The sequence below is a fragment of the Bifidobacterium sp. CP2 genome (assembly GCF_018555635.1).
GTDB classification, from domain to species: domain Bacteria; phylum Actinomycetota; class Actinomycetes; order Actinomycetales; family Bifidobacteriaceae; genus Bifidobacterium; species Bifidobacterium saguinibicoloris.
In genome coordinates this window covers 136,103-159,311 of the sequence record NZ_JAFEJX010000007.1, presented here as the reverse complement: position 1 = coordinate 159,311, position 23,209 = coordinate 136,103, and the positions used below count along the sequence as shown (strand labels likewise).

Genomic DNA, 23,209 nt, shown 5'->3' with positions numbered 1-23,209 from the left:
TCCGGCGATTCCGTCCGCAAGTCGGGCGTGAGGAACCGGGGAACGAACGCGTATACACACTCCTGCCGTGGAAAGTCCACGGCCGAATAGTCCGAAGGAGGTGGGTGATGTCTGCGCACAAGTACGAACTGATGTTCATCGCCGATCCTGAGCTGGATGAGCGCGGTCTGAAGAAGCTGACCGAGCAGTATCTGGAACTCGTCACCAAGGAAGGCGGCTCCGTCGATGAGCCCGATTTCTGGGGCCGTCGCAAGCTTGCCTACGAGATCGCCGGCAAGACCGAAGGCAACTACGTCGTGGTGACCTACACCGCCGAGCCCGCTACCAGCGCCGAGCTCGACCGTGTGCTCAACCTCAACGAATCCGTGATCCGTACGAAGATCCTTCGTAAGGACGCCAAGTAAGCGTTAGCCCAGCGTCACGCTGGAAATCGATACATCGATAAGAAGGTAACGTCATGGCAGGCGAAACCACGATCACCATCATCGGCAACCTCACCGCGGATCCCGAGCTGCGAACCATCGGTTCCGGCGCCACTGTGGCGAGCTTCACCATCGCGTCCACGCCGCGCAACTACGACCGCCAGTCCGGTCAGTGGCAGGACGGTCAGGCGCTGTTCATGCGCTGCAGCGCATGGCGCGATCTCGCCGATCACTGCGCGCAGAGCCTCTCCAAGGGCATGCGCGTGATCGCGACGGGTCGCCTGCAGCAGCGTTCCTACCAGGCTTCGGACGGCTCCAACCGCACCGTCGTCGAAATGCAGGTCGACGAAATCGGCCCGTCGCTGCGCTACGCCACCGCACAGGTGACCCGCCAGTCCTCCGGACAGGGCGGCTTCGCCGGTCGCAACCAGGGCGGCAACGGCGGCTACGGCAACAACGGCGGCGGATTCGGCAACGGCGGCAACGGAGGCTACTCCGGCGGCGCCAGCTACGCCGGCGGCAACAACTACTCCGGTGGCAACGGCTACCAGGGTGGCGGCTCCGGCTTCAACGCCCAGCCCGCCCAGAGCGCCCCGTCCGCGCCGGCCGCCCCGCAGGCGCCCGCGGCCGATCCGTGGGGAAGCGACGCCGGTTCCGGCAGCTTCTCGACCTTCGGCGGCTCCTCCGATTTCGGCGGCAACGCCGACGGCGAGCCGGAATTCTGATCCGTCCGACCGCTCGTCCCCGTCCCTCGCGACGTACGGCATGACCGTCGCGGCGACCGCGTGAACGCGGTCCGGACCGTCGGACGGGCGACGAGCGTCGATCCAGCGCAACGCAAGCAATCAAGCATCACATCGTAAACAAGGAGAACATCATGTCCCGCAAGAGGCCGCAACCGCCGGTCAAGCCGTTCAAGAAGAAGCCGAACCCGCTGAAGGCGGCGAAGGTCACCGAGATCGATTACAAGGACGTCGCGCTGCTGCGCAAGTTCATCTCCGATCGCGGCAAGATCCGCTCCCGTCGTATCACCGGCGTCACCGTGCAGGAGCAGCGCGAGCTCGCGAAGGCGATCAAGAACGCCCGCGAGATGGCTCTGCTGCCGTACGCCACGTCCGGTCGCTGAGTTTTAGGAGGCTGAAGAAATGGCTGAATCCAAGGTTATTCTCACCAAGACCGTCCCGAACCTGGGTCACTCCGGCGACGTCGTCAGCGTCAAGGCCGGCTACGCCCGCAACTACCTGATCCCGCAGGGCCTCGCCTTCGCGTGGAACAAGGGTGCCGAAGCCCAGATCGTCGCCATGAAGCGCGCCCGTCTGGCCAAGGCCGTCGCCACCCGTGAGGACGCCGTCGCCGCCAAGGCCGCCATCGAGGGCTCCGCCGTCGAGATCGCCGCCAAGGTTTCCGAGTCCGGCAAGCTGTTCGGTGGCATCTCCAAGGAAGCCATCGCCATGGCCCTGCTCGACAAGGCCCCGGTCGACCCGAAGGCCATCACCGTCGAGTCCATCAAGACCACCGGCGAGTTCCCGGCCACGGTCCAGCTCCACCCGGAGATTGTCGCGAACTTCTTCGTGAAGGTCGTCGCCGAGTGACGTTGGCCATCTAGGCTGCACCAACTGCATGATTCCGGTGGCTTTCGCCGTCGGAACCCCATCAGACATGGGCTTTCTGATTGAAGCCACTGGAGTCTGAGCTTAAGCATCGGAGACCCCGCGCCCTGCGTGACATCGTCACGTGGAGGCGCGGGGTTTTCGTATTTCGTATTTCGTATAGCGCGGGGTTTGCGGGTGGTGGCTGCGTGCCACGGGCGTCGCTGCCGTGCCATGGGCATTGGTGGTGTGCCGTATGCGTCGGTGGTGTGCCGTGGTTGGCGGGGATGCGACGCTGGGTGGCCCGTGTGCGTCGGGACCGTGCCATGGGCGTCGGAGGTGTGCCGGGGTTGGCGGGGATGCGACGCTGGGTAGCCTCTGCGCGTCGGGACCGTGCCATGGGCGTCGCCGGTGTGCCAGGGGTGGCAAGGAAACAACGCCGGGTGGCCCGTGTGCGTCGGGACCATGCCATGGGCGTCGGAGGCATGCCACGGTTGGCAAGGAACCGACGCTGGCCGGACCGTGCGCGTCGCTGCCGTGCCACGGACGTCGGCGGCGTGCCAGAGTTGGCAAGGAAACAACGCCGGGTGGCCCGTGTGCGTCGCTACCGTGCCACGGACGTCGGGAGTGCGGCGTGGTTGGCAAGGAACCGACGCGGAAGCCCGTCGTGGTTGTAATGATTATGTAAAGAGCTGTATTTGGCGCGGTCGGAGAAATAGCCAGGCGTCCGGCAGGCGATGAATCCACGCTTTCGGAAACGTTGGAATTCCGGGCGACACGCCGAGGGTTGCATTCAAAATGGATGTGAGTATATTTATCACTCGTTGCAAGGAACACTTCAACGCCTAACCAAGCCCCTGTAGCTCAGTTGGTTAGAGCAGCTGACTCTTAATCAGCGTGTCCAGGGTTCGAATCCCTGCGGGGGCACAGATAAACCGGAATCGAAAGATTCCGGTTTTTTGTTTTCGCCCTGGCGTCCTGCCCCACGCCCCACGCCCCATGCCCACAGCCCACAGCCCTCGCCTGGTGCCGGCGCCTCGCCCAGCACCCAGCGCCCCCACCCGCGCCGCGTAGGGTCCGTGTCAGTTCAGCCCTCGGCGTATGCTTGTCTGGTTTGTTTGACTCCTGCCTTCCCGGCAGTCGCATCATCAATCCGGACAAGAAGAAAAGAAGAAGCAGTGGAATACTCCCTCTTTACCAAGCTGGCGGCCGAGTTCTTCGGCACCGCCATTCTGATGATCTTCGGCAACGGCTCCGTCGCCAACGTCGAACTCAAGAACACGAAGGGCCATCACGCCGGCTGGCTGAACATCGCCATGGGCTACGGCTTCGGCGTCATGTTCCCGGTGCTCATGTTCGGCGCGGTCTCCGGCGCCCACATCAACCCGGCCATGACCCTCGCCCAGGCCGTCACCGGCATGTTCCCGTGGAACGAGGTGCTGCCGTACATCGTGGCCCAGCTGCTCGGCGCCGCCCTTGGCCAGTTCATCGTGTACCTCACGTACTACCCGCACTACAAGGACACCGACGATCCCGAGGCCATCCTCGCCACGTTCTGCACCACCGACGCGGACAACAAGAAGCTCAACTACTTCCTCAACGAGATGTTCGGCACGCTCGTGCTCGTGTTCGGCGCGCTGTGCTGCCTGATGGACCCGTGGGGCGAGAAGGATCCGGCCGCCGCCGCGATCGTCGTCGGCTTCATCGTGTGGGGCCTCGTGACCTCCATGGGCGGTCCGACCGGCCCTGGCCTGAACCCGGCCCGCGACCTGATGCCGCGACTCCTGCATGCCATCCTGCCGATCCCGTCCAAGGGCACCTCCCGTTGGAACGAGGCCTGGATTCCGGTCGTCGCCCCGATCGTGGGCGCCATCATCGGCGCATGGCTGTTCGTCGCCTTCTTCGCCAACTGACATCGGTCGACACGGCCCGACCGACGTCGTCCCGAGGGTTTCGACGGTCCGGCCGTAACCGTGCGTCGCAACCGACATCGCAACCGTTTGCCGTGGACGGCCCGCGTGGTTCCTCGAACCGCGCGGGCCGTCCACGTTTCTATACTGGAATCCGATTGGCGAGTCCTCCGCGCGGTGCCGGCATGCGTCCGGCATGAGCGGGGATGCCGGGAGGTGCGTATGACGGGACGGCATGATCGGCATAATCGTGGTACGTGGGGTGCCGTACGTAACGTCGTGCGCGCGCTGTGGAATGCCATGTCGGGAGTCGTCGCGACGGTCCGACGGGCGATGTCGCCGCAGACGTCGCCGTCGAAGCGCGATTACGCGATCCGTCGTGTCGTCGTCATCGCCACCGCGGCCGTGATTGCGATTGCGGTGACGTTGGCGGCGTGCGCCGCATTCGGCGTGTTCGGCCGGGGGAGCGGTTCAGGCGACGCCGGAGACGGACGGTCGACGACGACGCAGACCGCGGGCGTGTCGGACGGCAAGGGGGCGAAGAACGCCGGCGGTAAGGGGACGTCGTCGAAGAACGGGAAAACGGACTCCGAGGGTGATGGGAAGGACGCGAAGAGCGAAAAGGACGCCGCCGACGCGGACAACGACGCCGTCGCACTCGACAAACAGGCGTTGGCGGTGACCGACGCGCAACGCGCCGCCCTGCTCGACAAGGCGCGTCAGGTGGCCGCGGCGAGCGGGAAGACGCGTCGCGAGGTCACGTATTGCGTCGCGTCGAAGGGGAACGTGGGCGATGTGACGGCGTTCGCCACGCAGGCGTTCGAGGCGCTGAACAGCGAGCACGGCTGGGCGCGCGCGGGCGTCACGTTCGTGCAGGCGGGCGAGGGACAGGCGGGCTCCTGCTCGTTCACGCTGATTCTGTCCGAAGCGCAGTATCTGCCGTCGTACAGTTCAGGTTGTTCCACGGAGTACAGCTGCCGTGTGGGCGACGATGTCATCATCAACTGGGATCGGTGGCGTGGGGCCACGCCGTCATGGACCGGGGCGGGCGGCACGTTGCGCCGGTATCGCGCCATGGCGGTCAACCATGAGGTGGGGCATCGGCTGGGGCATTTCGACAATGAGACGCCGTGCGGCGGCAGCGGCCAGCCGGCGCCGCTCATGCAGCAGCAGTCGAAGGGGATGAACGGCTGCACGCCGAACGAGTGGCCGTTGGATTCGGAGTTGTGGACCCGGTAGGTGGATTGGGCTTGATTGTGCATTCCGGCCCGTGGGGTTGTGGTCCGGAGTGGGAATGCCTGCATGATTGTTGTTCCGGTGGCGCTGGTTGTGGGCCCGGAAGGTGCGAGGGGCGTGTTTTCGTGTTCCGGCCCGCGGGCGGTTGGTCCGGTACGTGTGGATGGTGCTGTCTGGTGCTCCGGGGGCATGGTTTGTGGCGTCGGAAGGTTTTCGTGAGGTGATTCAGGTGTTCCGGACCACTGGGGGTTGGTCCGGAACGGTGGAGAGGCGTGTTCTGTCGTTCCGGGGACATAGGCAAGGGCGGGGCGAGGATTCGCCCCGAAGAGATTGCGAGGATGGGGACTGCTCGCCGGCTGATTGCTGGCCGGGTGATTCGATGAGGATGCGATGAGGATGCGATGGGGGATGCGCTTGCAGGATGCGATGAGGATGCGCTTGGGAAGCGTTTGCGGGATGCGATGGGAAGCGTTTGCGGGATACGATGGGAAGCGTTTGCGGGATGAGAGACAGAGAGAAGATGGATGAGGGGGATTACGAGAATAGGCCGTTGGTTGTTCCGTCCGACACTTGAGGACGGAACAACCAACGGCCTATCCAGAGGCCTGTTCTCGGCAAATTGTTCTCAGCGAACAGGCGGCAGGGTGCATGGTGCGTGCGCTGAACCTGCCATTGATGGAGCGGCTACTGCTCGAGGAAGATCTGCGGGGCCTTGGCGAAGTTGTTGGCGCAGTGCTCGCCGCAGAAGTAGTAGGTCTTGCCTTCGTATTCGCGCGTGATGGCGTCCGCGTTCACGGCGACGGTCATGCCGCACACCGGATCGGTGGCGGTCTCGCCGTCCGTGGGGGCGGCGTGGTGCATGTGCATGTGGTGCATTTCCATGGTGTTCTCCTTCTTGGTTGGGTTCATTGCTGACTGTGGTTCGTGGGAAGTGCTTGGGTCGGCCTCGGCTCCGGTATGAAGCGTGGTGCGTTCGTCGATGATGACGTGGGGTTCGGGGAACGCGTCGGCTGCGCCGGTCGAAGAACCGTCGGGCCCGTCCGCGCGGCCGGCTGCGTCGTGCCGGATGGTGTCCGCCGCGGAGGTTGCGCGCTCGGTTCCGTCCCCCGCTCCTCCATGCAGCGCGACATGGTTGAGCCGGTTCGCGTTGAGGACGAGGCAGACGGAGCTCAACGCCATGGCGAGGCCCGCGATCATGGGGCTGAGCAGCCACCCGGTGAACGGGTAGAGCACGCCGGCCGCCACCGGGATGCCGATGATGTTATAGCCGAACGCCCAGCCGAGGTTCTGCCGGATGTTGCGCATCGTGGCCTGCGAGAGTTCGATGGTCCTGACGACGCCGCGCAGGTCGCCGCTCATCAGGGTCACGTCGGCGGACTGCATGGCCACGTCGGTGCCGGTGCCGATGGCGAAGCCGAGGTCGGCCTGGACGAGGGCGGGGGCGTCGTTGATGCCGTCGCCCACCATGGCGATGAGGTTCCGCGGATGGCGGGTGCGACGCGACGTCTCCGCATCGGTGTGGTCCTTGCGGCCGTCGGTCCGACCCGTTGCGGGAGCGGTGGCGTCGACGCCACCGGCGGTGGCCTGCGCATCGTCCGCTGCCGCATCGCCGGACTGTATGGCGCGGTCACGTTCCGCCTGAAGCCGTTCGATCCAGTAGGCCTTGCCGTCCGGCCGTACCTGCGCGATGACTGTGTCGATGCCGACCTCGCGGGCGATGTGCGCGGCGACGTCCGCCTTGTCTCCGGACAGCATCACCGTACGGATGCCGGCGGCGCGCAGCGCGGCGACCGCCTCCTTGGAGCCGGGTTTGACGGGGTCGCGCTCGTAGCTGGGCTTGGACCAGTCGGTGGAATCATCGTCGGCCACGCCGCGCGTGATCGTGCCGGTTTTGTCGAAGACGACGGTGCCGATCTCGCGCGCGCGTTCCAGCGCTTTCGCGCTGGTGACGAGGATGCCGTTCGTCGCGCCCACGCCGGTGGCGGCCGTCACCGAAAGCGGCGTGGCGAGGCCCAACGCGCACGGGCAGGCGATGATGAGCACGCTGACGGCCGTGACCAACGCGTGCGCCAGCGCCGGTTGCGGGCCGACGGCGATCCAGACGGCGAACGTCCACACGGCGATGATGAACACCGCAGGTACGAACACGCGGGCGATGCGGTCCGCGAGCCGCTGCACGGGGGCCTTCGTGGCCTGCGCACGTGCGACCATCGCCACGATCTGCGAGAGGACGGTGTCGCCGCCCACCTGCGTGACGCGCATGAGCAGGTTGCCGCGGCGCACGATGGTGGCGCCCGTCAGCGTCGCGTCCGGTGAGATCGCGTCGCTCTTGGACGGCATCGTCTCCGAAGACGCGGTGTCCGACGCCGCCTTGGCCACTGGCTGCGATTCGCCGGTGATCATCGACTCGTCGACTTCGGCCTCGCCCGCGATGGCGACGCCGTCCGTGGGGATGCGTTCGCCGGCCTTGACAACGACAAGGTCGCCGACGTGCACGTCGTCGATGTCGACGTCCTTCCACAGGGCGGGGTCGAGCCAATCGGTCCCTCCCGGAGCGTCAGGGGAGGTGAGGACGTGCGCGGTGCGCGGACGCAGTCTGATGAGGCTCTGCACCGCTTTGCCGGTGCCTTCGCGCGCCTTCGTCTCCAGCAGGCGTCCGACCAGCACGAGCGTGATGACCACGCCCACCGATTCGAAGTACGGCTCCCGCGAGCCTTCCGGCAGCAGCCACGGCGCCACGCACACCAGCAGACTGTACAGGTATGCGGCGCTCGTACCGAGGGAGACCAGCGAGTTCATGTCCGGTGCGCGATGCTTCAGCGCGGGGAAGCCCACCTGATGGATGGGGGCGCCGCAGTAGAACATGACCGGCGTGATGAGCACGGCCTGCAGCCATGGGTTGATGAGCCAGTCCGGCACGAGCATGTGGTCGATCATGTGCAGCATCATCCCGGCGAACACCGGCAGCGTGAGCACGGTGCCGAGAACGACGAGTTTGGTGAGATGCGTGATTTCGGCGCGACGCTCCGCGGCCTCGCGCGTCTGCGCGTCGGCGAAGTCGGTGCCTGCGGTCATGCCGGGCGAGGAAACGCCGTCGGGGATGCCGGCGAGGCCCGTCGCTCCGGAATCGGAGGCGTGGGCGGATGGACCGGTGGCGGCAGATGCGCCGGCCGACGCGCCGGATGCGTTGCCGTCGCTCTCCACGCGCAGCAGGCCGTGGACCATGTTCATGCCGCAGGCGAACGGGTAGTCGCCCGCCGGGAGCGCGGGCAGGCGCACTTCGGTGGTGGCATTGCCGGGCAGCATGGCGTCGACGCCCAGATCGCCGAACACGACGTGCGAGGTGCATTCGCCGGTCTCCTTGCGGTCGAACTCGAGCACGATCGGCACGTCGGCGCGCATCGTCACCATGTCCGGTGAATAGCCGCCCTTCACCGTGATGACGGCACGCTGTTCGCTTCCCTGCATCTCGCCGGCAACGCCTTTGCGCTCGCCGAAGAAGAACCGCAGGATGAGCCATGTGGCTGCGGCCGCGCACACCAGCGCCGCGACGATGGCGAATATGTTGAGTTCCATGCGTGCTGCTCCTTGCCTGCTTCCCGTTTTGGGGCCGTTTCCGGGCGGCCGATGGCTGTTCCGGTCGCGTCGGTCCCTCCGGTTAATCGTCCAGATCCGTCATCCAAGCCCATCTTAGCCCCGATGACAGTGTATACCCTATACCCCTATGGGGTATAATGGGCGGTGTTTTCCAAGGGATGAATCCGGCGACCCGTCGGGAGCCGAGGAAGGAGCGCCCCATGCATGGATACGGTGACGACAAGGCGAAGGTGCTGGCGAGGCTGCGCCGCATCGAGGGACAGGTCCGCGCCGTCGAGCAGATGGTCCAGGACGACAAATACTGCATCGACGTGCTCACGCAGATCTCCGCCGCGAACTCGGCGCTGAAATCCGTGGCGCTGTTGCTGCTGGACGATCATCTGGGGCACTGCGTGCGGGAGGCGTCCATGCAGGGCGGCGACGTCGCCGACGACAAGCTCGCTGAGGCGTCCGCGGCCATCGCGCGGCTGGTGCGCTCCTGAAGACGGTGGTGTGCGCCGCGGTGTGGGCGCCGGTCGTGTGGTGTCCATGGGCCCATAGTGCGGCGTGTCGGGAAAAACCGGTACATATTTACCGGTCCGGCGTGTCCGTGTTTTACTTGGGGCCATGACTGGAAACGCATTGGTATGGATGGCGGCGGCGATCGTGCTGCTCGCAGGCGCCGCGGTCGGCGCCGCATTCGGTTTCGCCTTGGGCAAGGCGAAAGGGCGGGAGGGCGCGCGCGACGCCCGCCTCGCCGAGTTGGAGGACATGCGGTCGCGCGAAGCGGACGCCCGTCAGGAGATCGCGCGGCTCAACGCCGCGTACGCCGAGGTCCGTGCGCAGCACGAAGGCGTGGCACAGCAGCTCGCCTACGTCAAATCCCAGCTCGCACAGGCCCAGCAGGCCGAGCAGGTGCGCATCCAGCGCGAGCGGGAGCGTGCCGCCGCCGAGGCCGAGGAGCGTCGGCGCGCCGAGCTGGAGGCGGCCGAACAGCGTCGTCAGGCGGAGGCCAAGGCCGCGGAGGAACGCCGTCAGGTGGAGGCGGAGGCGGCCGAACGTCGGCGCGTCGAACAGGAGCAGCGCCTCAAGGAGCAGAGCCGGATCATCGCCGCGCTCGCGCCCGTGCAGAAGAACCTCGACGCGCTGCAGGCCAAGGTCTCGCAGATCGAGGAGGGGCGCAAGCGCGAGATGGGTGCGTTGGGCGAGCAGCTCAAGGGGCTGAACGAACAGCAGTCCCGCCTCGACAGGGAGACGAGCGCCTTGTCCGCCGCGCTGAGCAACAACAAGATACGTGGCGCGTGGGGCGAGGCGCAGCTCAGGAACATCGTGGAGTCCGCCGGTCTGCTGGAGCATGTCGACTTCGACACGCAGGTGGTGGTCACGGGTGCGGACGGCCGGGACCAGCGTCCGGACATGGTGGTGCACCTGCCCGGCGGCAAGACCATCCCTATCGACGCGAAGGTGCCGTACTCCGACTACCAGCGCGCATGCGCCATCCCCGATTCCGCCGGTCCGGAGGCGCTCGCCCGCCGCGGAGAGCTGCTCAAGGCGCACGCCAAGGCACTGCGCGAGCATGTGCGCGTGCTCGGCGACAAGGCGTACTGGGAGGCGTTCGGCACCGCGCCGGACTTCGTGGTGGCGTTCATCCCCAACGAGGCGCTGCTGCAGGCCGCATTGGAGACCGACCCCACGCTCATGGATGACGCGTTCGCCCGGAAGGTGGCGCTCACCTCGCCGGTCACCCTGTGGGCGGTATTGAAATCCGTGGCGTACGCGTGGCAGCAGCAGAGCCTTACCGACGACGCCAAGACGTTGTTCGACCTCTCTCGCGACCTCTACACACGGTTCGCCACCCTGGGCGAGCACGCCACCAAGCTCGGCACACAGATCACGCGTACCGTGGCCGCATACAATGCGTTCGCCTCCAGTCTGGAACGCCGCGTGCTGCCCACCGCGCGCAAGCTGCAGAAAGTGGACCCCACGAAAATCATCGGCGAAGTGCCGCTGCTCGACCCGGACAAGACCAACATCAACGAGCTCACCGCGCCCGAAGTCGCAGGGCAGGACGCGCCCGAAGGACCAGGCGCGTCCGGGAGCCAGGACCCGGACGACAGGAGGTGATGCCGCAATACGGGAGCATGGTACCGGGGATGCAGCGTAGTCGATGGTCGGGCCGTTACGTACCGATGGCGTCCGGTCCGTCAATCGGTCTGGCTGCCGATCGATGTCGACCCATTGGCTGGCAGGCGGCCACCTGCATGCGATTCGCCTGTGACGAGGGCGGGCCGTACTCTGGAGCACATGAGTGAATCCGGATTCCGCCCCACAGGCCCCGCCGAACTGCGCGGGAACGCACATGACGGCGCCCAAGGCAAGACGCCCGGCACGGGAGCCCGCACGCTCGAGGACGGCTCCCTCGACTTCGCCTCGCTCGAGCCGCGCGAACAGCTGCGCACCCTGCTGGCCACCACGGTGGTGGGACGCCCGTTCTCCGAACTCTACGGCGTCACCCTCGACCATCGCAGCGCCTCGGTGATGGGGCACGTGCTGCTCGACACCCTCGAGGACGCCGGCTATTCCGTGGACGACTTCGACGCCGTCGGCGCGCTCACCGCAGCCTCCGTGCCGCTCGTCAGCGCCGTCATCCAGGCGGCCGCATCCCGCGGCGAAAACCTCGACGGCTTCGTCATGGACTTCGTGTTCCCCTCCATCAAGGGGCCCTCCATCAAGGGCAAGCGCGTGATTCTGCTCGACGCGTGGCTGTCCGAGAAATCCTATGTGCAGACCAGCTCCCTGGTCACCCTGCGCAACGGCAACGAGCTCAGCCTCGACTTCTCCATCGTCGAACACGAAGGCGCGTCCGTGGTGGCCGTGGCCTCCCTGGTGGGCGGCGTCGGCCAAGGCGCGGACGAACACGAGATCACCGTCATCAGCCCCGTCGACGGCACCCGACACGAAGTCCCGTTCATCCAGGTCTTCCACGAAGACGAACTCAAGGCGTAACCGAGTGCACCCACGCAACCCCATCGACATCGAAGCCGAACGCTCCGGCGAACCCGTCTTCCGTGAAGTCGGCGTCGGACCATGGAATGAAGCACACGCGGGCGAACCGCGGCCCGACGACCCCACGTCGCCGCTGTACCCCAACCGGTTCCGCTACGACCCCACCCTCCTCGACGAAGGCGACCGACGCAACGTGCTCGACCGCTACCGCTACTGGACCGTCAACGCCATCAAAGCCGACCTCGACGCCCACGGACGCCACGACTTCGAAGTCGCCATCGAAAACTGGACGCACGACTTCAACATCGGCTCCATGGTGCGCACCGCCAACGCGTTCCAGGCGAAGCGCGTCCACATCGTCGGACCGCACAAATGGAACCGCAACGGCGCGCTGATGACCGAACTGTACCAGCACATGGAACACCACCCGTCGATCGCCGAACTGGTCGAATGCTGGCGCAACCGCATCGCCGGCGAAATCGCCGCCGAACGCGCGCGGGCGGCGGCCGCGGCGTTCCACGCGCACGAAGTCGCACGAGGGGCGTACGCCCCGACGTCCCATGACGCCGGTTCCACCGCATTCCGGAACGTTTCCACGCCGACGAACGCCGGACATCCCGAATACGATCCATTCGCCCCGACATACGTCGAATCCGGCCATGCCGGCGACGGCTCGGCCGGCTCGGCCGACTCGGCCGGCGAACCGGCCCGCAGCCAAGCCGCATACCTCGCCGAACTCGACGCGGCCGACGCCCGCATCCGCGAACTCGAAGCCGCACGCGTCATCGCCATGGACATCATCCCCGGCGCGGTCCCCATGGAGACCTACGCGTTCCCCAAACGCTGCCTGCTCCTCTTCGGCGCCGAAGGCCCCGGCCTCACCCGCACCGCCCTCGACCTCGCCGACGACGTGGTCTACATCTCCCAATTCGGCTCCGTCCGCTCCATCAACGCCGGCGCCGCCGCCGCAGTGGCCATGCACAGCTGGATCGCCCAGCACGCCGTCATCCGGTAGCCGACGCACGACGACGGCGTGCGCACGGCGCGTCGGTGCGTGCGGCGTGCACGATACGCACGCCGACGGAATCGCCGCATGCCATCGTGGGCATGCCGAGGGTCAATATCGGGGGGTAGGCTGAAAGCCAGTGCGGGCAACTACGCCCGCGCTCGGAAAGACGAAAGGAGTTCCATGAGCATCACCACGCGCACCCTGCGCCGCGGCATCGCCGTCATCGCTGCCGTCGCCACGCTCGGCATCGGAGCGCCCGCCGCATACGCGGCCGGCGCCGACACCATCACCACCTACGGCGACGCGCCCGCCGCGACCGCACTGCAGGCCGCACCCCGCGTCCGCCAGCGTCTCGCCGCGACGAGCGCCGCCGCCCAGGCCGACGCGACCGACTGGCAGACCACCATCAACGACACGCCCGAAGGCGGCACCGTCACCCTCACCGGTGACGTGACCGGCAGCCTCGTCGTCACCAAGAAGATCACCATCACCGCTGCGGAAGGCGCCACCTTCACCGGCAGCCTGCGCATCAACGCCTCCGGCGTCACCGTCAAGGGCGTGCACTTCAAGCTCGACCCGGCCACCAACACGAACGCGCAGAACCTGATCGTCAGCAACAAGGCCGCCGGCGTGACCATCACCGGCAACACGTTTGAGATTGCTGCCGGCAACCCGGCCACCGGCGCCTCCCAGAACGCGGACTGGCAGCCGAGCTCGGTGTGGCTGGAGAACGGCGCCAACGGCACCGTCATCAGCGGCAACACGTTCCAGCTCGGCCAGGTCGTCAACAACTCTGCCGTGGGCGTGAACATCATCGGCAACGGCACGCTCCCGATCACCGGCACGAAGATCGAGAACAACACCGTCACCAGCGGCCCGATCTCCGGCAACGGCACGTCCGGCTCGATGATGTTCGTCGTCGGCAACGGCAACACGCAGGCCGGCTCCTACGGCATCACCGACACGACCTTCACCGGCAACACCGTCAAGAACGGCACGGGACTTTCCGCCGACAAATCCAGGACGTATGGCATCGCCGTCACCGCGACCCAGAACACCGTCATCAGCGACAACACCATCGAAGGCTACGCGGCCGTCTCCTACAGCACGTGGCCGAGCCAGGGTCCGAACGACGGCCTGACCATCACCGGCAACACGCTCGACTCCTACGTGGGCGTCCTGCTCGGCGGCTACGTCACCGAAGGCGGCGCGACCATCGAGGACAACACGTTCGGCACGGACACGAAGATTCCCTACAACGGCGCCAACGTCTATGTCGTCGACCAGAACGGCAAGAACTACGCGACCATCGCCGCCGCGATCGCCGCAGGCGCCACCAAGGTCACCCTGCTGCAGAACATCACCGAGGACGTAGTGATTCCGGCGGGTGCGAACGTCACCATCGACCTCAACGGCCGCACGCTCGCCAACAAGGCCGGCCACACCATCACCAACAACGGCACGCTCACCGTCACCGACTCCAGCGCCAAGAAGACCGGCGTCGTCGACAACGTGACGCATCAGAAGACGCCCCTCTGGAACGAGGAAGGCGCCACGGCCACGATCGACGGCGGCACGTTCAAGCGTTCCGCGGAGACCGGCACCAAGGACAACACCTACTACGCGCTCGTGAACCACGGTGAGATGACCATCAACGAGGGTGCCAAGGTCCAGCTGCTTAAGGCCGACGGTACCAACGCCAGCTACTCCTCCCTCATCGACAACGGCTGGTTCTCCGGCAAGCCGGCGAATGGCAAGAACGCCACGCTCACCATCAACGGCGGCACGTTCGAGGGCGGCAACTACATCAAGAACGACTCGTACGGCGAACTCACCATCAACGGCGGCACCTTCAAGGGCACCTCCGCAGCCGTGTTCAACTGGAACGTGACCACCATCAACGGCGGCGAGTTCTCGGCGACCACCGGCAAGCAGGTCATCTGGAACGGCGGCGGCAGCGTCGATGCCGACACCGACGGTGCGAACCTCGGCAAGCTCACCATCAACGGCGGCACCTTCACCGCGGCCGATGGCCAGACGACGGTCGGCCAGTACGCGGGCCGCCTGACCGAAGGCGAGAAGAACAACGTCGAGGTCCTGATCTCCGGCGGCACCTTCAAGGGCGCGCTCGCCGACGACCTCGTCAACGTCCAGATCTCCGGCGGCACCTACACCGTCAAGCCCGCCGAGGACTACCTCGCCGAGGGTTACGAGATCAAGAACAACGCGGACGGCACCTACGGCGTGCAGAAGGAAGGCGCCGAGCCGTCCGAGCCCGGGAAGCCCTCGACCAAGCCGGAGACGAAGCCCACGGCCAAGCCGGGCGCCAAGCCGGGCGCGCTGTCCAAGACCGGTTCCAACGTCATGACGATTGCCTCGATCGTCGTCGTGCTGCTCGTCATCGGCGGCGGCATCGTCCTCATCGACCGCAAGCGTCGCTGACGGTTCGGCTGGCTCGGGTCGCTTGGACGGTTCGGCTGAATCGGACGGTTCGGGTTGACCCGGGCGGTTCGGGTTGACCCGGGCGGTTCGGTTGACTCGGGCCGTTCGACTGGCTTGGATTATCCGAACGACCGGCCATGACTGTGCGGGCCGCATCCCAACGTAGCCACGGGATGCGGCCCGCACTCGTATATTTCGGAGCGTTTTTGCCGTATGCGAGCGTGGTGGGGGACTACGCGACGCGGTTGGGTCGGGCGCTGTCAGGTTGTTTCGCTGAGAGGGGTGGTTGCGACGCGGTTCGGTGGGGTTCAGCTGTGTTGTTTCGCTGAGAAGGTGGTTCGTGAAGCAGTTCGGTTGCGCGCTGACGGGTTGCTTCGCTAGGCAGGTGTCCGCGAAGCGAATCAGGCGGCCGGTCGGGCGACACGTGGATTGACGGTTCGGCGAGGCGCGTCAATCCACGGTAGTCTGGAGACAACTCGCTCGGCATCCAAGGAAGGGGCGCGATGATCGAGATACAGGGGCTCACCAAAGCATTCGGCAAGTCGCGCGGCGGACCGGCATCGAACGGTGCGGCGTCCGGTGCGGCATCCAACGGGCCGGCACCCAACGGCGCGGCGTCCGGTACGGCCACCCGGAACGGGTCTGCGCTCGGCGCACGCGACACGCGCGGCGGTCCACGCAAAGCCATCGACCACGTCACCTTCACCGCCGAAGACGGCAAGGTCACCGGATTCCTCGGGCCCAACGGAGCCGGCAAATCCACCACCATGCGCGCCGCGCTCGGCCTCATCCGCCCCGACGAAGGACGCGCGCTCATCGACGGACGACCCATCGGACGCATCGCGGCGCCGTTGCGGGCCGTCGGAGCCGTACTCGACGCGAAATCCGCCCACCCCGGACGATCCGCCTACGCGCACCTGCGGGCGCTCGCCCTCACCAACGGCATCGGACGCAAACGCGTCGACGAAATCATCGACATGACCGGACTCGCCGCAGTGAAGCAACGACCCGCCGGCCAATTCTCGCTCGGCATGAGCCAACGCCTGTCCATCGCGGCTGCCCTCCTCGGCGACCCGCACAACCTCGTCCTCGACGAACCCATCAACGGTCTCGACCCCGAAGGCGTCAAATGGGTGCGCGAACTGTGCCGGTACTACGCCTCGCAGGGACGGGCCGTGCTGCTCAGCTCCCATCTCATGAGCGAAGTGGCGCTCACCGCCGACAACCTCGTCATCATCGGCCAGGGGCGCATCCTCGAAACCACCACCGTGAATGCGTTCGTCGCCGAACATTCGCGGCATTCGATCCGCGTCGTCACCCCGGATCCGGCCCGGCTGCACGCCATCTTCGCGCACGCGGCGGGCGTTTCCGTGACGCCCGCGGCGCGCGCCGCCGGCGACCCGGCGGAAGGACAGGCGTTCCGCATCGTCGGCGCCGACCTCAAGGCCACGGCCGACGTGTTCGCTCGCGCCGGCCTCGTCACCTACCAGTTCCTCGAGGAGCATGCCTCGCTCGAGGAAGCGTACATGGCGTTGACGCACGCCGCGGTCGAATACGCGTCGACGGTGCCGGGTGGTGCAGTTGCGTCGGGCGGGGCGACGGCGGTGTCGACGTCGGGTGGAGCGACCGCCGCGACGGTGACGACGGTACCGGCCGGGCGGAACGTCGCCGGGTCAGGCGGGTCGCAAGATTTCCCGCAAAACCGGTCGCAGGAGGTGACGCGATGAGCAGGGGAGCGCACGCATCAAAGGGACGCGGTCGGTCGGGCGGCCGCAAACGGCTCGGTGGCCCACGATCCAGCCGCGTCCCACGACTCAACGCGTGGGGCGTGTTCCGAAGCGAGCTGGTCAAGGCGCTGAGCATCCGATCCACCATCGTGCTGCTGGTCCTCAACCTCGTGCTGCTGCCGGCCGGAGCCGCACTGTCCGCATGGTCGATGACGATCATCGCCGGCATGGACCCGAGCAGCGGCAAGGCGCTCGCGCATCCGGCGGAGCTGCCTGCGAGCCTCATGTGGTCGTCGGTGGGCGGGTTCACCGTCACGTGCATGATCGTCACCGGCATCCTCGGCGTCATGACCGTCACCGGCGAATACACGACGCGCACCGTGCAGATGTCGTTCGTGGCCGATCCGCATCGCGTGCTGTTCATGAACGCGAAGGCCGTTGTGGTCGCGGCGCTGTCGTTCCTGTCTGCGATGGCGGGATTGCTGCTGTCGTGGGGTGCGGCGTACGCGCTGTTCGCCACGTCTGCCGGCGGGATGGGTGCGTTGGGTGATTCCGAGCGGCTGCTGCCGTGGGTCACCGTGGTCGGCGGTGCGTGCGTGTTGGCGGTCACGGCCGTCATGGCACTGGGGCTGGGCGGGTTGTGCCGCTCCACGGTGGGCGGTGTGTTCGCGCTCATCGGCATCGTCATGATTGCGCCTTCGGTGCTGTCGCTGGTTTCGCTCGCCGGCGACCGATTCGCGTGGATCGGATCCGTCGCGGCGTGTCTGCCCAGTCAGGCCGCGACGACGTTCCTGACCGGCGGGGTCGATGTCACCGAGGCGACGCTTACGTTGATGGGTGGTGGCGTGGGTGGTGGTGCTGGTGCGGCTGGTGCGGGTGCGGCTGCCGGGGATGCGGGCGTTGCGGCGGCCGGCGCTGGCTCGGGTGCCGGCTCCGGTTCGGGTTCGGCTGCGGCCGATGCCGTTGCCTCGGCGGCGGCTTCGGGAGGTTTCAACCCGACGTGGTGGCAGGCCGGTCTCATTCTGCTTGCCTGGGCGGTGGTCCTGTATGTGATCGGTGTCCTTGTGGTGCGTCGCGCCGACGTGAAGTAGCGACGCGATGCCAGTTGTGTGGCGTCGGACAAGGCGGGTTGTCCGGCATCGGACAAGGCGGGTTGTCTGGCGGGACGGTGGTTGTGTTGCCGTGGTCGTGGCAGGCTGGTGTCCAATGGGGCACCGCCTTGTCTGCCACCGCTTCGTTTGCGTGGGTGCGCGGTGATGCGGACGGGCATGCGGCGGTGCGATTTGTGCGGCCGTGGGTACGTCGCGGCCGGGGGTCGTGTTGTGATGTGTCGGGTTCTTCGGAGGGATGTGTGGTTGTGCCCGCGTGGTCGTGGCAGGCTGGTGTCCGATGAGCCACCGTCTTGTATGCCACCGTCTTGCCTGTCACCGCTTCGCCTGTCACTGCTTCGTCTGACGGATGACGGGGCGATGTGATGGTACTGGTGGTGCGGCATGTGCAGTGTGCATCGGGCATGGTTGGATGTGCGTATGGCTGGTGAGGTGGCGTGGTCTGCAGCATGACGGGTGGCTTTGTGATGGGCCGGGTGTCTTATCGGACACCGGGTTGTCATGGGTCGTGACGGTGTTACGTCCTGTCTCCGTGCGTCCAGGTTTCTTCGGATTGCCGGTGACGCCGGTGATGACCGGTCTGATTCTCTGCCGAGCCCCTCTATAGGGGTATAGGGGGGGGTATTCGCGGTCAATTCGGCGTGCGTTGTCCGGCGGTATGCCGTTGACGGGCGCCGATTCCCGTGGCGCCGTTCGCAGTCGTTTCACGTGTCGTTCGTCGGTCATGTCGGTGGTTTTGGATGATGTGATGATGGTGACGGTGCCGTCGTGGAGCCGCCATCGGTGTTCGAAGCCGTGTGCGGTGGCCGCGGTGAGTCCGCCGAACCGCCAATCGCGATGTCGGATGTGCAGCGTCCGTGCGATGTGCAGGGTCTGTTCCGGTGGGTTGAGCGCCTGCCAGTAGGTCGCGTCGGCGTACATGTTGGGGTGCACACGCTCCAGTTCGAGTGCGTGCACCCGACGTGCGAGGGCCTGTCGTTGGGCGGAGGTCGTTCCGTACGCGCAGCGGTGTTCGTTTCGTGCGGCTTCCATGAGCGCGGTTACTTCGTTGTGTGGTCTCATGGTTCGACGCTAATGGTTGTTGCGCTTGGGTGACAACCCCGATGGGGGTATGTGGTCGGAGCCCTCCGCGATGGGCGTGTCGTGGAGGGCTCCGGTCCGTTGTTCGTTGGAACGATGTGGTTTTCCGATACAGTTCGACGTTGATCCGCCTATGTGGATAACTCGGTTCGTGTGTTCGATTGAGTTCCGTATCGCAGGTATTCGGCGATGATGCAGGCCGTCCGGCGTCGAAGACGTGTTCGAAGCGATATGCCCCCGAACCCCCATAGATAATGTTTCATGCCCTCGTAAAAGCAGATGTGGAATAGTCTACGCAGGCGGCTGCTGTGATTTTGCAAGTAGAGTGCATCCCCCATAGACAGTGCCCTGATGCCCCCATATCCCCTTTGTGTTGGTTGGGGGCATTCGGACATGACCAACACTAGGCGACGTGTCGGAAAATACCAAGACATAGGGGATGTATACCGATTTCGTATCGGCATGATTCCACTGGGGCATATTCAAAGTGAATTCATTCTGCGATTGATGGATGCAATCCTGCCAGCAGCCATGTTGATTCACGCTGTTATGGACAACTCTTTTGAAGCGCTTCTACTCCTTTTCGCGTGTGTAAGTTAACCGTCAATCCGTTAAAGCAGGCCGTTCAGTCACCTCTCAACGTTAGGGGCGTAGTAGTCGGGGATGGCTTAACGACTCGTCGTTGCACCCTGTGCCCATGTCTGAAAGCTGCATGCAACCGCGTAAGCCGTTGACAGCATCAGGAATTCGACTGTCGGCATGTTGATGACCTGTATTCAAGGAAACGACACACCTTAATCTAGTTCAATCAGCCTTCCCAGCTGTGGCTGTTGCCGGTTACGGGCGTCCAGTCCATTCCCCAGTTGCTTCCATCGGTATCTGGCAAGGAGGAGGGGGCCTTGCTGGTTCCGCCACCGTTAGTGGTTCCGCCATTCTTGCGGTAGGTGGAGCCTCCGCTCTTGCGGTAGGTGCTTCCGCCGTTGCCGCTGGTCTTGCGGTAGGTGCCGTTCGAACCCGTGCCCCCGTTGGACGCTTGTGCCTGGGCGGCGGCTTCGGCGGCCTGCCGGTCGGCTTCGTCCTTCGCGTTCTTGGAGTCGTTCACTGCTTTCATGGCCTGATCGAGCTTGGTTTTCGCATCCGTGTAGGGTTGAGTGCTCTTCGGGTTCTTCGTGCCCATGGTTGTGGTGGCCTCGTCGATCGTGGTCTTGAGTTGGGTGCGTGTGTTGTCGTCGGCGACCTTGCCTTCGGTGTCCTTCCAGGTGTTGGTTGCGTCGTCGATGCTCTGCTTCAGTGCGGTTTTCGCGTCCTCGATGTCCTTGGCGAGTTTGGACGCGGTCACCTTGCCGCTGAGGGTCTTGAGGGTCTTGGCATGGGTGCGGTACCAGTCGGCCTGACCATTGAGCGTGTCCGCCGCGGCTTGGAGGCCCTTGGTGTCGTCCATGGTGCAGCCCTCATACGTGGGTGCTTGGGCTTTGAGTTCCTTGGCGAGTTCGGTGACGGTCTTCGCGTCCTGCACTTGGGTCTTGGTGATCGCGGCGGCGTCGTGGGCCTTGCCGTTGAGGATCGTGTTGTACTGGTTCGCGGTCTCGCGCACGGTGTCGGCGGCTTGGAAGCATGCGGTCTTGGCGGTCTCGTACTGGTTGGTGGTGTACGAGTGCCATCCGGTGGCGCCGCCGGCGATGAGGAGGATCGCGGCGCCGGCGGCGATCGTGGGTGTGAGCCATTTCGGCTTGTGGTTGGTTTCGGTCATGACGTGCTCCAGAGTGCTGCCATATATCAGTGCTGATTGCTGTTGGGACGAGGTCATTATCTGCGGGGGGGGGTGACGTTCCTAGGCAATGCGATGCGTGTCGGTCGGGCGCTGCCGGGTTATTTCGCTGGGAGGCCGGTTCGTGAGGCAGGCTGGTGGTTGGCTGACTGGTTGTTTCGCGGAATGGTTGGTTGTGAAGCAGGCTGGTCGGCCTCTGACTGGTTGTTTCGCGGGGAGCCTGATTTGCGAAGCAGGTTGGTGATTGGGTGACGGGTTGTTTCGCTGGTCCGCACCCCCGAGGGTGGTTTGTGAAGCGGGCTGGTGGTGGAGTGACCAGTTGTTTCGCTGGGACCGGCGTGCGGAGGCGATTGGTCGCGCCGAATGCGCCGGCCCTCCCATCCCGGTTGCGGAATCAGTGCCGCGGAATCAGTGCCGCGGAACCGATAGCCCGCGTGTCACAAACCGCTCGTATAGTTAGGCGCATGCCTACATTCACACGCGAAGAAATCGTGCATTTGGGCGATCTGGCCCGAATCGCGCTCACCGATGAGGAGATCACCCGTCTGCAGGGCGAGCTGAACGTCATCGCCGACTCCATCAACAAGGTCCAGGAGGTCGCCTCCGACGACGTCCCGCCGACCGCGAACCCGGTCCCGCTCGAGGCCTACCTGCGCCCGGACGTCCCCGAGACCCCGCTCACGCAGGCCGAAGCGCTCGCCGGCGGTCCGAAGACCGAGGCGGGCATGTTCGTGGCCCCGCGAATCCTGGGAAGCGAGGAGTGAAGCACATCATGACGCAAGCAACCAACGAACTGGTCAAGCTGTCCGCCGCCGAGATGTCCGCCGCCGTCAAGGCCGGCGAGGTCTCCAGCCGCGAGCTGGTCGACGCCCACCTCGAGGTCATCGAGGCCGCCGAGCCGAGCATCAAGGCCTTCCTCAAGGTCTCCGGCGACGTGGCCCGCGAGCAGGCCGACGCCTTCGACGCCAAGTCCGCGGAAGAGAAGGAAGCCCTCCCGGAGCTGGCCGGCGTCCCGATCGCCATCAAGGACATGATCGTCACCAAGGGCATCGAGACCACCGCCGCCTCCAAGATCCTCGAGGGCTGGGTGCCGCCGTACGACGCCACCGTCATCGAGAAGCTCAAGGCCGCCGGCATGCCGATCCTCGGCAAGACCAACCTGGACGAGTTCGCTCAGGGCTCCTCCACCGAGCACTCCGCCTACCAGACCACCCACAACCCGTGGGACACCGAGCGCGTCCCCGGCGGCTCCGGCGGCGGTTCCGCCTCCGCGGTGGCCGCGTTCGAGGCCCCGCTGGCCCTCGGCACCGACACCGGCGGCTCCATCCGCCAGCCGGGCGCCCTGACCGGCACCGTCGGCGTGAAGCCGACCTACGGTGGCGTCTCCCGTTTCGGCGCGATCGCGATGGCGTCCTCGCTCGACCAGATCGGCCCGGTCTCCCGCACCGTGCTCGATTCCGCCCTGCTGCAGGAGGTCATCGGCGGCCATGACCGTCGCGACTCCACCTCCATCCCGGAGGGCCCGCGTCCGATGGTCGCCGCCGCGCGCGAAGGCGCGAAGCGTGACCTGAAGGGCCTGAAGGTCGGCCTGGTGAAGGAGCTCGGCGGCGAGGGCTTCCAGCCCGGCGTCGAGGCCCGTTTCAACGAGGCCGTCAAGAAGCTCGAGGACATGGGCGCCGAGGTCGTGGAGGTCTCCTGCCCGCACTTCGAGTACGCGCTGGGCGCGTACTACATCATCATGCCGTCCGAGGTCAGCTCCAACCTGGCCCGCTACGACGGCATGCGCTACGGCCTGCGCGTGATGCCGCCGGCCGGTGTGCCGCAGACCGCCGCCAACATGATGGCCTACACCCGTGAGGCCGGCTTCGGCGACGAGGTCAAGCGCCGCATCATCCTCGGCACCTACGCCCTGTCCGCCGGCTACTACGACGCCTGGTACGGCTCCGCGCAGAAGGTTCGCACGCTCATCATCGAGGACTTCAAGAACGCCTTCGAGAAGGCCGATGTCCTGGTCTCCCCGACCTCCCCGTCCACCGCGTTCAAGTTCGGCGAGAAGATGGACGACCCGCTGGCCATGTACATGAACGACATCGCGACGATCCCGGCGAACCTCGCCGGCGTCCCGGCCATGTCGATCCCGGTCGGCCTGTCCGACGACGGCCTGCCCGTGGGCTTCCAGTTCATCGCCCCGCAGCAGCGCGACGAGGTCATGTACAAGCCCGCCGCCGCGCTCGAGGCCGCCCTCGAGGAGGATTGGAACGGCCCGGTCTGGAAGGACCTCAAGGCCCCGTGGCTTGACGGTCTCGCCAAGTAACGAAGTGACATCGGAAGGAAA

17 protein-coding genes and 1 tRNA gene are annotated in these 23,209 nt (G+C 65.9%); 16 read left to right on the top strand and 2 right to left on the bottom strand.

Annotation, left to right across the window (positions count from 1 at the left end):
* Positions 1-107: 107 nt before the first annotated feature.
* The 7 genes from rpsF to JS531_RS07270 all read left to right on the top strand — a co-directional run bounded on the left by rpsF (position 108) and on the right by JS531_RS07270 (position 5,160).
* Positions 108-404, top strand: a complete 297-nt coding sequence (gene rpsF, locus JS531_RS07300; protein ID WP_214314560.1) for a 30S ribosomal protein S6 — start codon at positions 108-110, stop codon at positions 402-404.
* Positions 405-457: 53 nt separating this feature from the next.
* On the top strand, positions 458-1,147 hold the full coding sequence (locus tag JS531_RS07295; RefSeq protein WP_214314558.1) for a single-stranded DNA-binding protein: 690 nt from the start codon (positions 458-460) through the stop codon (positions 1,145-1,147).
* 152 nt (positions 1,148-1,299) lie between these two features.
* Positions 1,300-1,548: a 30S ribosomal protein S18 gene (gene rpsR, locus JS531_RS07290; protein ID WP_093961239.1), complete on the top strand. Its 249-nt coding sequence runs from the start codon at positions 1,300-1,302 to the stop codon at positions 1,546-1,548.
* Positions 1,549-1,567: 19 nt separating this feature from the next.
* A complete protein-coding gene (rplI, locus tag JS531_RS07285) occupies positions 1,568-2,014 on the top strand; it encodes a 50S ribosomal protein L9 (protein WP_214314556.1) in 447 nt (148 codons plus the stop codon).
* Positions 2,015-2,864: 850 nt separating this feature from the next.
* Positions 2,865-2,938 (top strand) — tRNA-Lys (locus tag JS531_RS07280).
* A gap of 251 nt (positions 2,939-3,189) precedes the next feature.
* Positions 3,190-3,924, top strand: a complete 735-nt coding sequence (locus tag JS531_RS07275) for an MIP/aquaporin family protein (RefSeq protein ID WP_214314554.1) — start codon at positions 3,190-3,192, stop codon at positions 3,922-3,924.
* A gap of 297 nt (positions 3,925-4,221) precedes the next feature.
* Positions 4,222-5,160, top strand: coding sequence for a DUF3152 domain-containing protein (locus tag JS531_RS07270; RefSeq protein WP_214314552.1), 939 nt, complete (start codon positions 4,222-4,224; stop codon positions 5,158-5,160).
* A 681-nt stretch (positions 5,161-5,841) separates the two neighbouring features.
* Here the strand turns inward: JS531_RS07270 and JS531_RS07265 are convergent.
* On the bottom strand, positions 5,842-8,733 hold the full coding sequence (locus JS531_RS07265) for an HAD-IC family P-type ATPase (protein ID WP_214314550.1): 2,892 nt from the start codon (positions 8,731-8,733) through the stop codon (positions 5,842-5,844).
* Between the two features lie 221 nt (positions 8,734-8,954).
* Between JS531_RS07265 and JS531_RS07260 the strand changes: the two genes are divergently transcribed.
* The 7 genes from JS531_RS07260 to JS531_RS07230 all read left to right on the top strand — a co-directional run bounded on the left by JS531_RS07260 (position 8,955) and on the right by JS531_RS07230 (position 18,008).
* On the top strand, positions 8,955-9,236 hold the full coding sequence (locus JS531_RS07260) for a metal-sensitive transcriptional regulator (protein ID WP_214314548.1): 282 nt from the start codon (positions 8,955-8,957) through the stop codon (positions 9,234-9,236).
* A gap of 124 nt (positions 9,237-9,360) precedes the next feature.
* Positions 9,361-10,857 (top strand): DNA recombination protein RmuC, encoded by a 1,497-nt coding sequence (gene rmuC, locus JS531_RS07255; protein ID WP_214314546.1) that lies wholly within the window; start codon positions 9,361-9,363, stop codon positions 10,855-10,857.
* 180 nt (positions 10,858-11,037) lie between these two features.
* Positions 11,038-11,739, top strand: a complete 702-nt coding sequence (locus JS531_RS07250) for an orotate phosphoribosyltransferase (protein ID WP_214314544.1) — start codon at positions 11,038-11,040, stop codon at positions 11,737-11,739.
* A gap of 4 nt (positions 11,740-11,743) precedes the next feature.
* Positions 11,744-12,754, top strand: coding sequence for a TrmH family RNA methyltransferase (locus JS531_RS07245; RefSeq protein WP_214314542.1), 1,011 nt, complete (start codon positions 11,744-11,746; stop codon positions 12,752-12,754).
* A 174-nt stretch (positions 12,755-12,928) separates the two neighbouring features.
* On the top strand, positions 12,929-15,190 hold the full coding sequence (locus JS531_RS07240; protein WP_214314540.1) for a hypothetical protein: 2,262 nt from the start codon (positions 12,929-12,931) through the stop codon (positions 15,188-15,190).
* A gap of 503 nt (positions 15,191-15,693) precedes the next feature.
* Positions 15,694-16,917 carry an ATP-binding cassette domain-containing protein gene (locus JS531_RS07235; RefSeq protein WP_214314538.1) on the top strand — a complete coding sequence of 408 codons (1,224 nt, stop codon included), beginning with the start codon at positions 15,694-15,696 and terminating at the stop codon, positions 16,915-16,917.
* A 149-nt stretch (positions 16,918-17,066) separates the two neighbouring features.
* Positions 17,067-18,008 carry a hypothetical protein gene (locus JS531_RS07230; RefSeq protein ID WP_214314536.1) on the top strand — a complete coding sequence of 314 codons (942 nt, stop codon included), beginning with the start codon at positions 17,067-17,069 and terminating at the stop codon, positions 18,006-18,008.
* A 1,906-nt stretch (positions 18,009-19,914) separates the two neighbouring features.
* Here the strand turns inward: JS531_RS07230 and JS531_RS07225 are convergent.
* Positions 19,915-20,856: a colicin transporter gene (locus JS531_RS07225; RefSeq protein ID WP_214314534.1), complete on the bottom strand. Its 942-nt coding sequence runs from the start codon at positions 20,854-20,856 to the stop codon at positions 19,915-19,917.
* A 482-nt stretch (positions 20,857-21,338) separates the two neighbouring features.
* Between JS531_RS07225 and gatC the strand changes: the two genes are divergently transcribed.
* On the top strand, positions 21,339-21,638 hold the full coding sequence (gatC, locus tag JS531_RS07220) for an Asp-tRNA(Asn)/Glu-tRNA(Gln) amidotransferase subunit GatC (RefSeq protein ID WP_214314532.1): 300 nt from the start codon (positions 21,339-21,341) through the stop codon (positions 21,636-21,638).
* A gap of 8 nt (positions 21,639-21,646) precedes the next feature.
* Positions 21,647-23,188 (top strand): Asp-tRNA(Asn)/Glu-tRNA(Gln) amidotransferase subunit GatA, encoded by a 1,542-nt coding sequence (gatA, locus tag JS531_RS07215; RefSeq protein WP_214314530.1) that lies wholly within the window; start codon positions 21,647-21,649, stop codon positions 23,186-23,188.
* Positions 23,189-23,209: the final 21 nt, after the last annotated feature.

Coding starts and splice junctions, on each gene's coding strand:
- rpsF (WP_214314560.1), top strand. CDS start 108: ATGTCTGCGCACAAGTACGAACTGATGTTCATCGCCGATCCTGAGCTG.
- JS531_RS07295 (WP_214314558.1), top strand. CDS start 458: ATGGCAGGCGAAACCACGATCACCATCATCGGCAACCTCACCGCGGAT.
- rpsR (WP_093961239.1), top strand. CDS start 1,300: ATGTCCCGCAAGAGGCCGCAACCGCCGGTCAAGCCGTTCAAGAAGAAG.
- rplI (WP_214314556.1), top strand. CDS start 1,568: ATGGCTGAATCCAAGGTTATTCTCACCAAGACCGTCCCGAACCTGGGT.
- JS531_RS07270 (WP_214314552.1), top strand. CDS start 4,222: ATGTCGGGAGTCGTCGCGACGGTCCGACGGGCGATGTCGCCGCAGACG.
- JS531_RS07265 (WP_214314550.1), bottom strand. CDS start 8,733: ATGGAACTCAACATATTCGCCATCGTCGCGGCGCTGGTGTGCGCGGCC.
- JS531_RS07260 (WP_214314548.1), top strand. CDS start 8,955: ATGCATGGATACGGTGACGACAAGGCGAAGGTGCTGGCGAGGCTGCGC.
- rmuC (WP_214314546.1), top strand. CDS start 9,361: ATGACTGGAAACGCATTGGTATGGATGGCGGCGGCGATCGTGCTGCTC.
- JS531_RS07250 (WP_214314544.1), top strand. CDS start 11,038: ATGAGTGAATCCGGATTCCGCCCCACAGGCCCCGCCGAACTGCGCGGG.
- JS531_RS07240 (WP_214314540.1), top strand. CDS start 12,929: ATGAGCATCACCACGCGCACCCTGCGCCGCGGCATCGCCGTCATCGCT.
- JS531_RS07235 (WP_214314538.1), top strand. CDS start 15,694: ATGATCGAGATACAGGGGCTCACCAAAGCATTCGGCAAGTCGCGCGGC.
- JS531_RS07225 (WP_214314534.1), bottom strand. CDS start 20,856: ATGACCGAAACCAACCACAAGCCGAAATGGCTCACACCCACGATCGCC.
- gatC (WP_214314532.1), top strand. CDS start 21,339: ATGCCTACATTCACACGCGAAGAAATCGTGCATTTGGGCGATCTGGCC.
- gatA (WP_214314530.1), top strand. CDS start 21,647: ATGACGCAAGCAACCAACGAACTGGTCAAGCTGTCCGCCGCCGAGATG.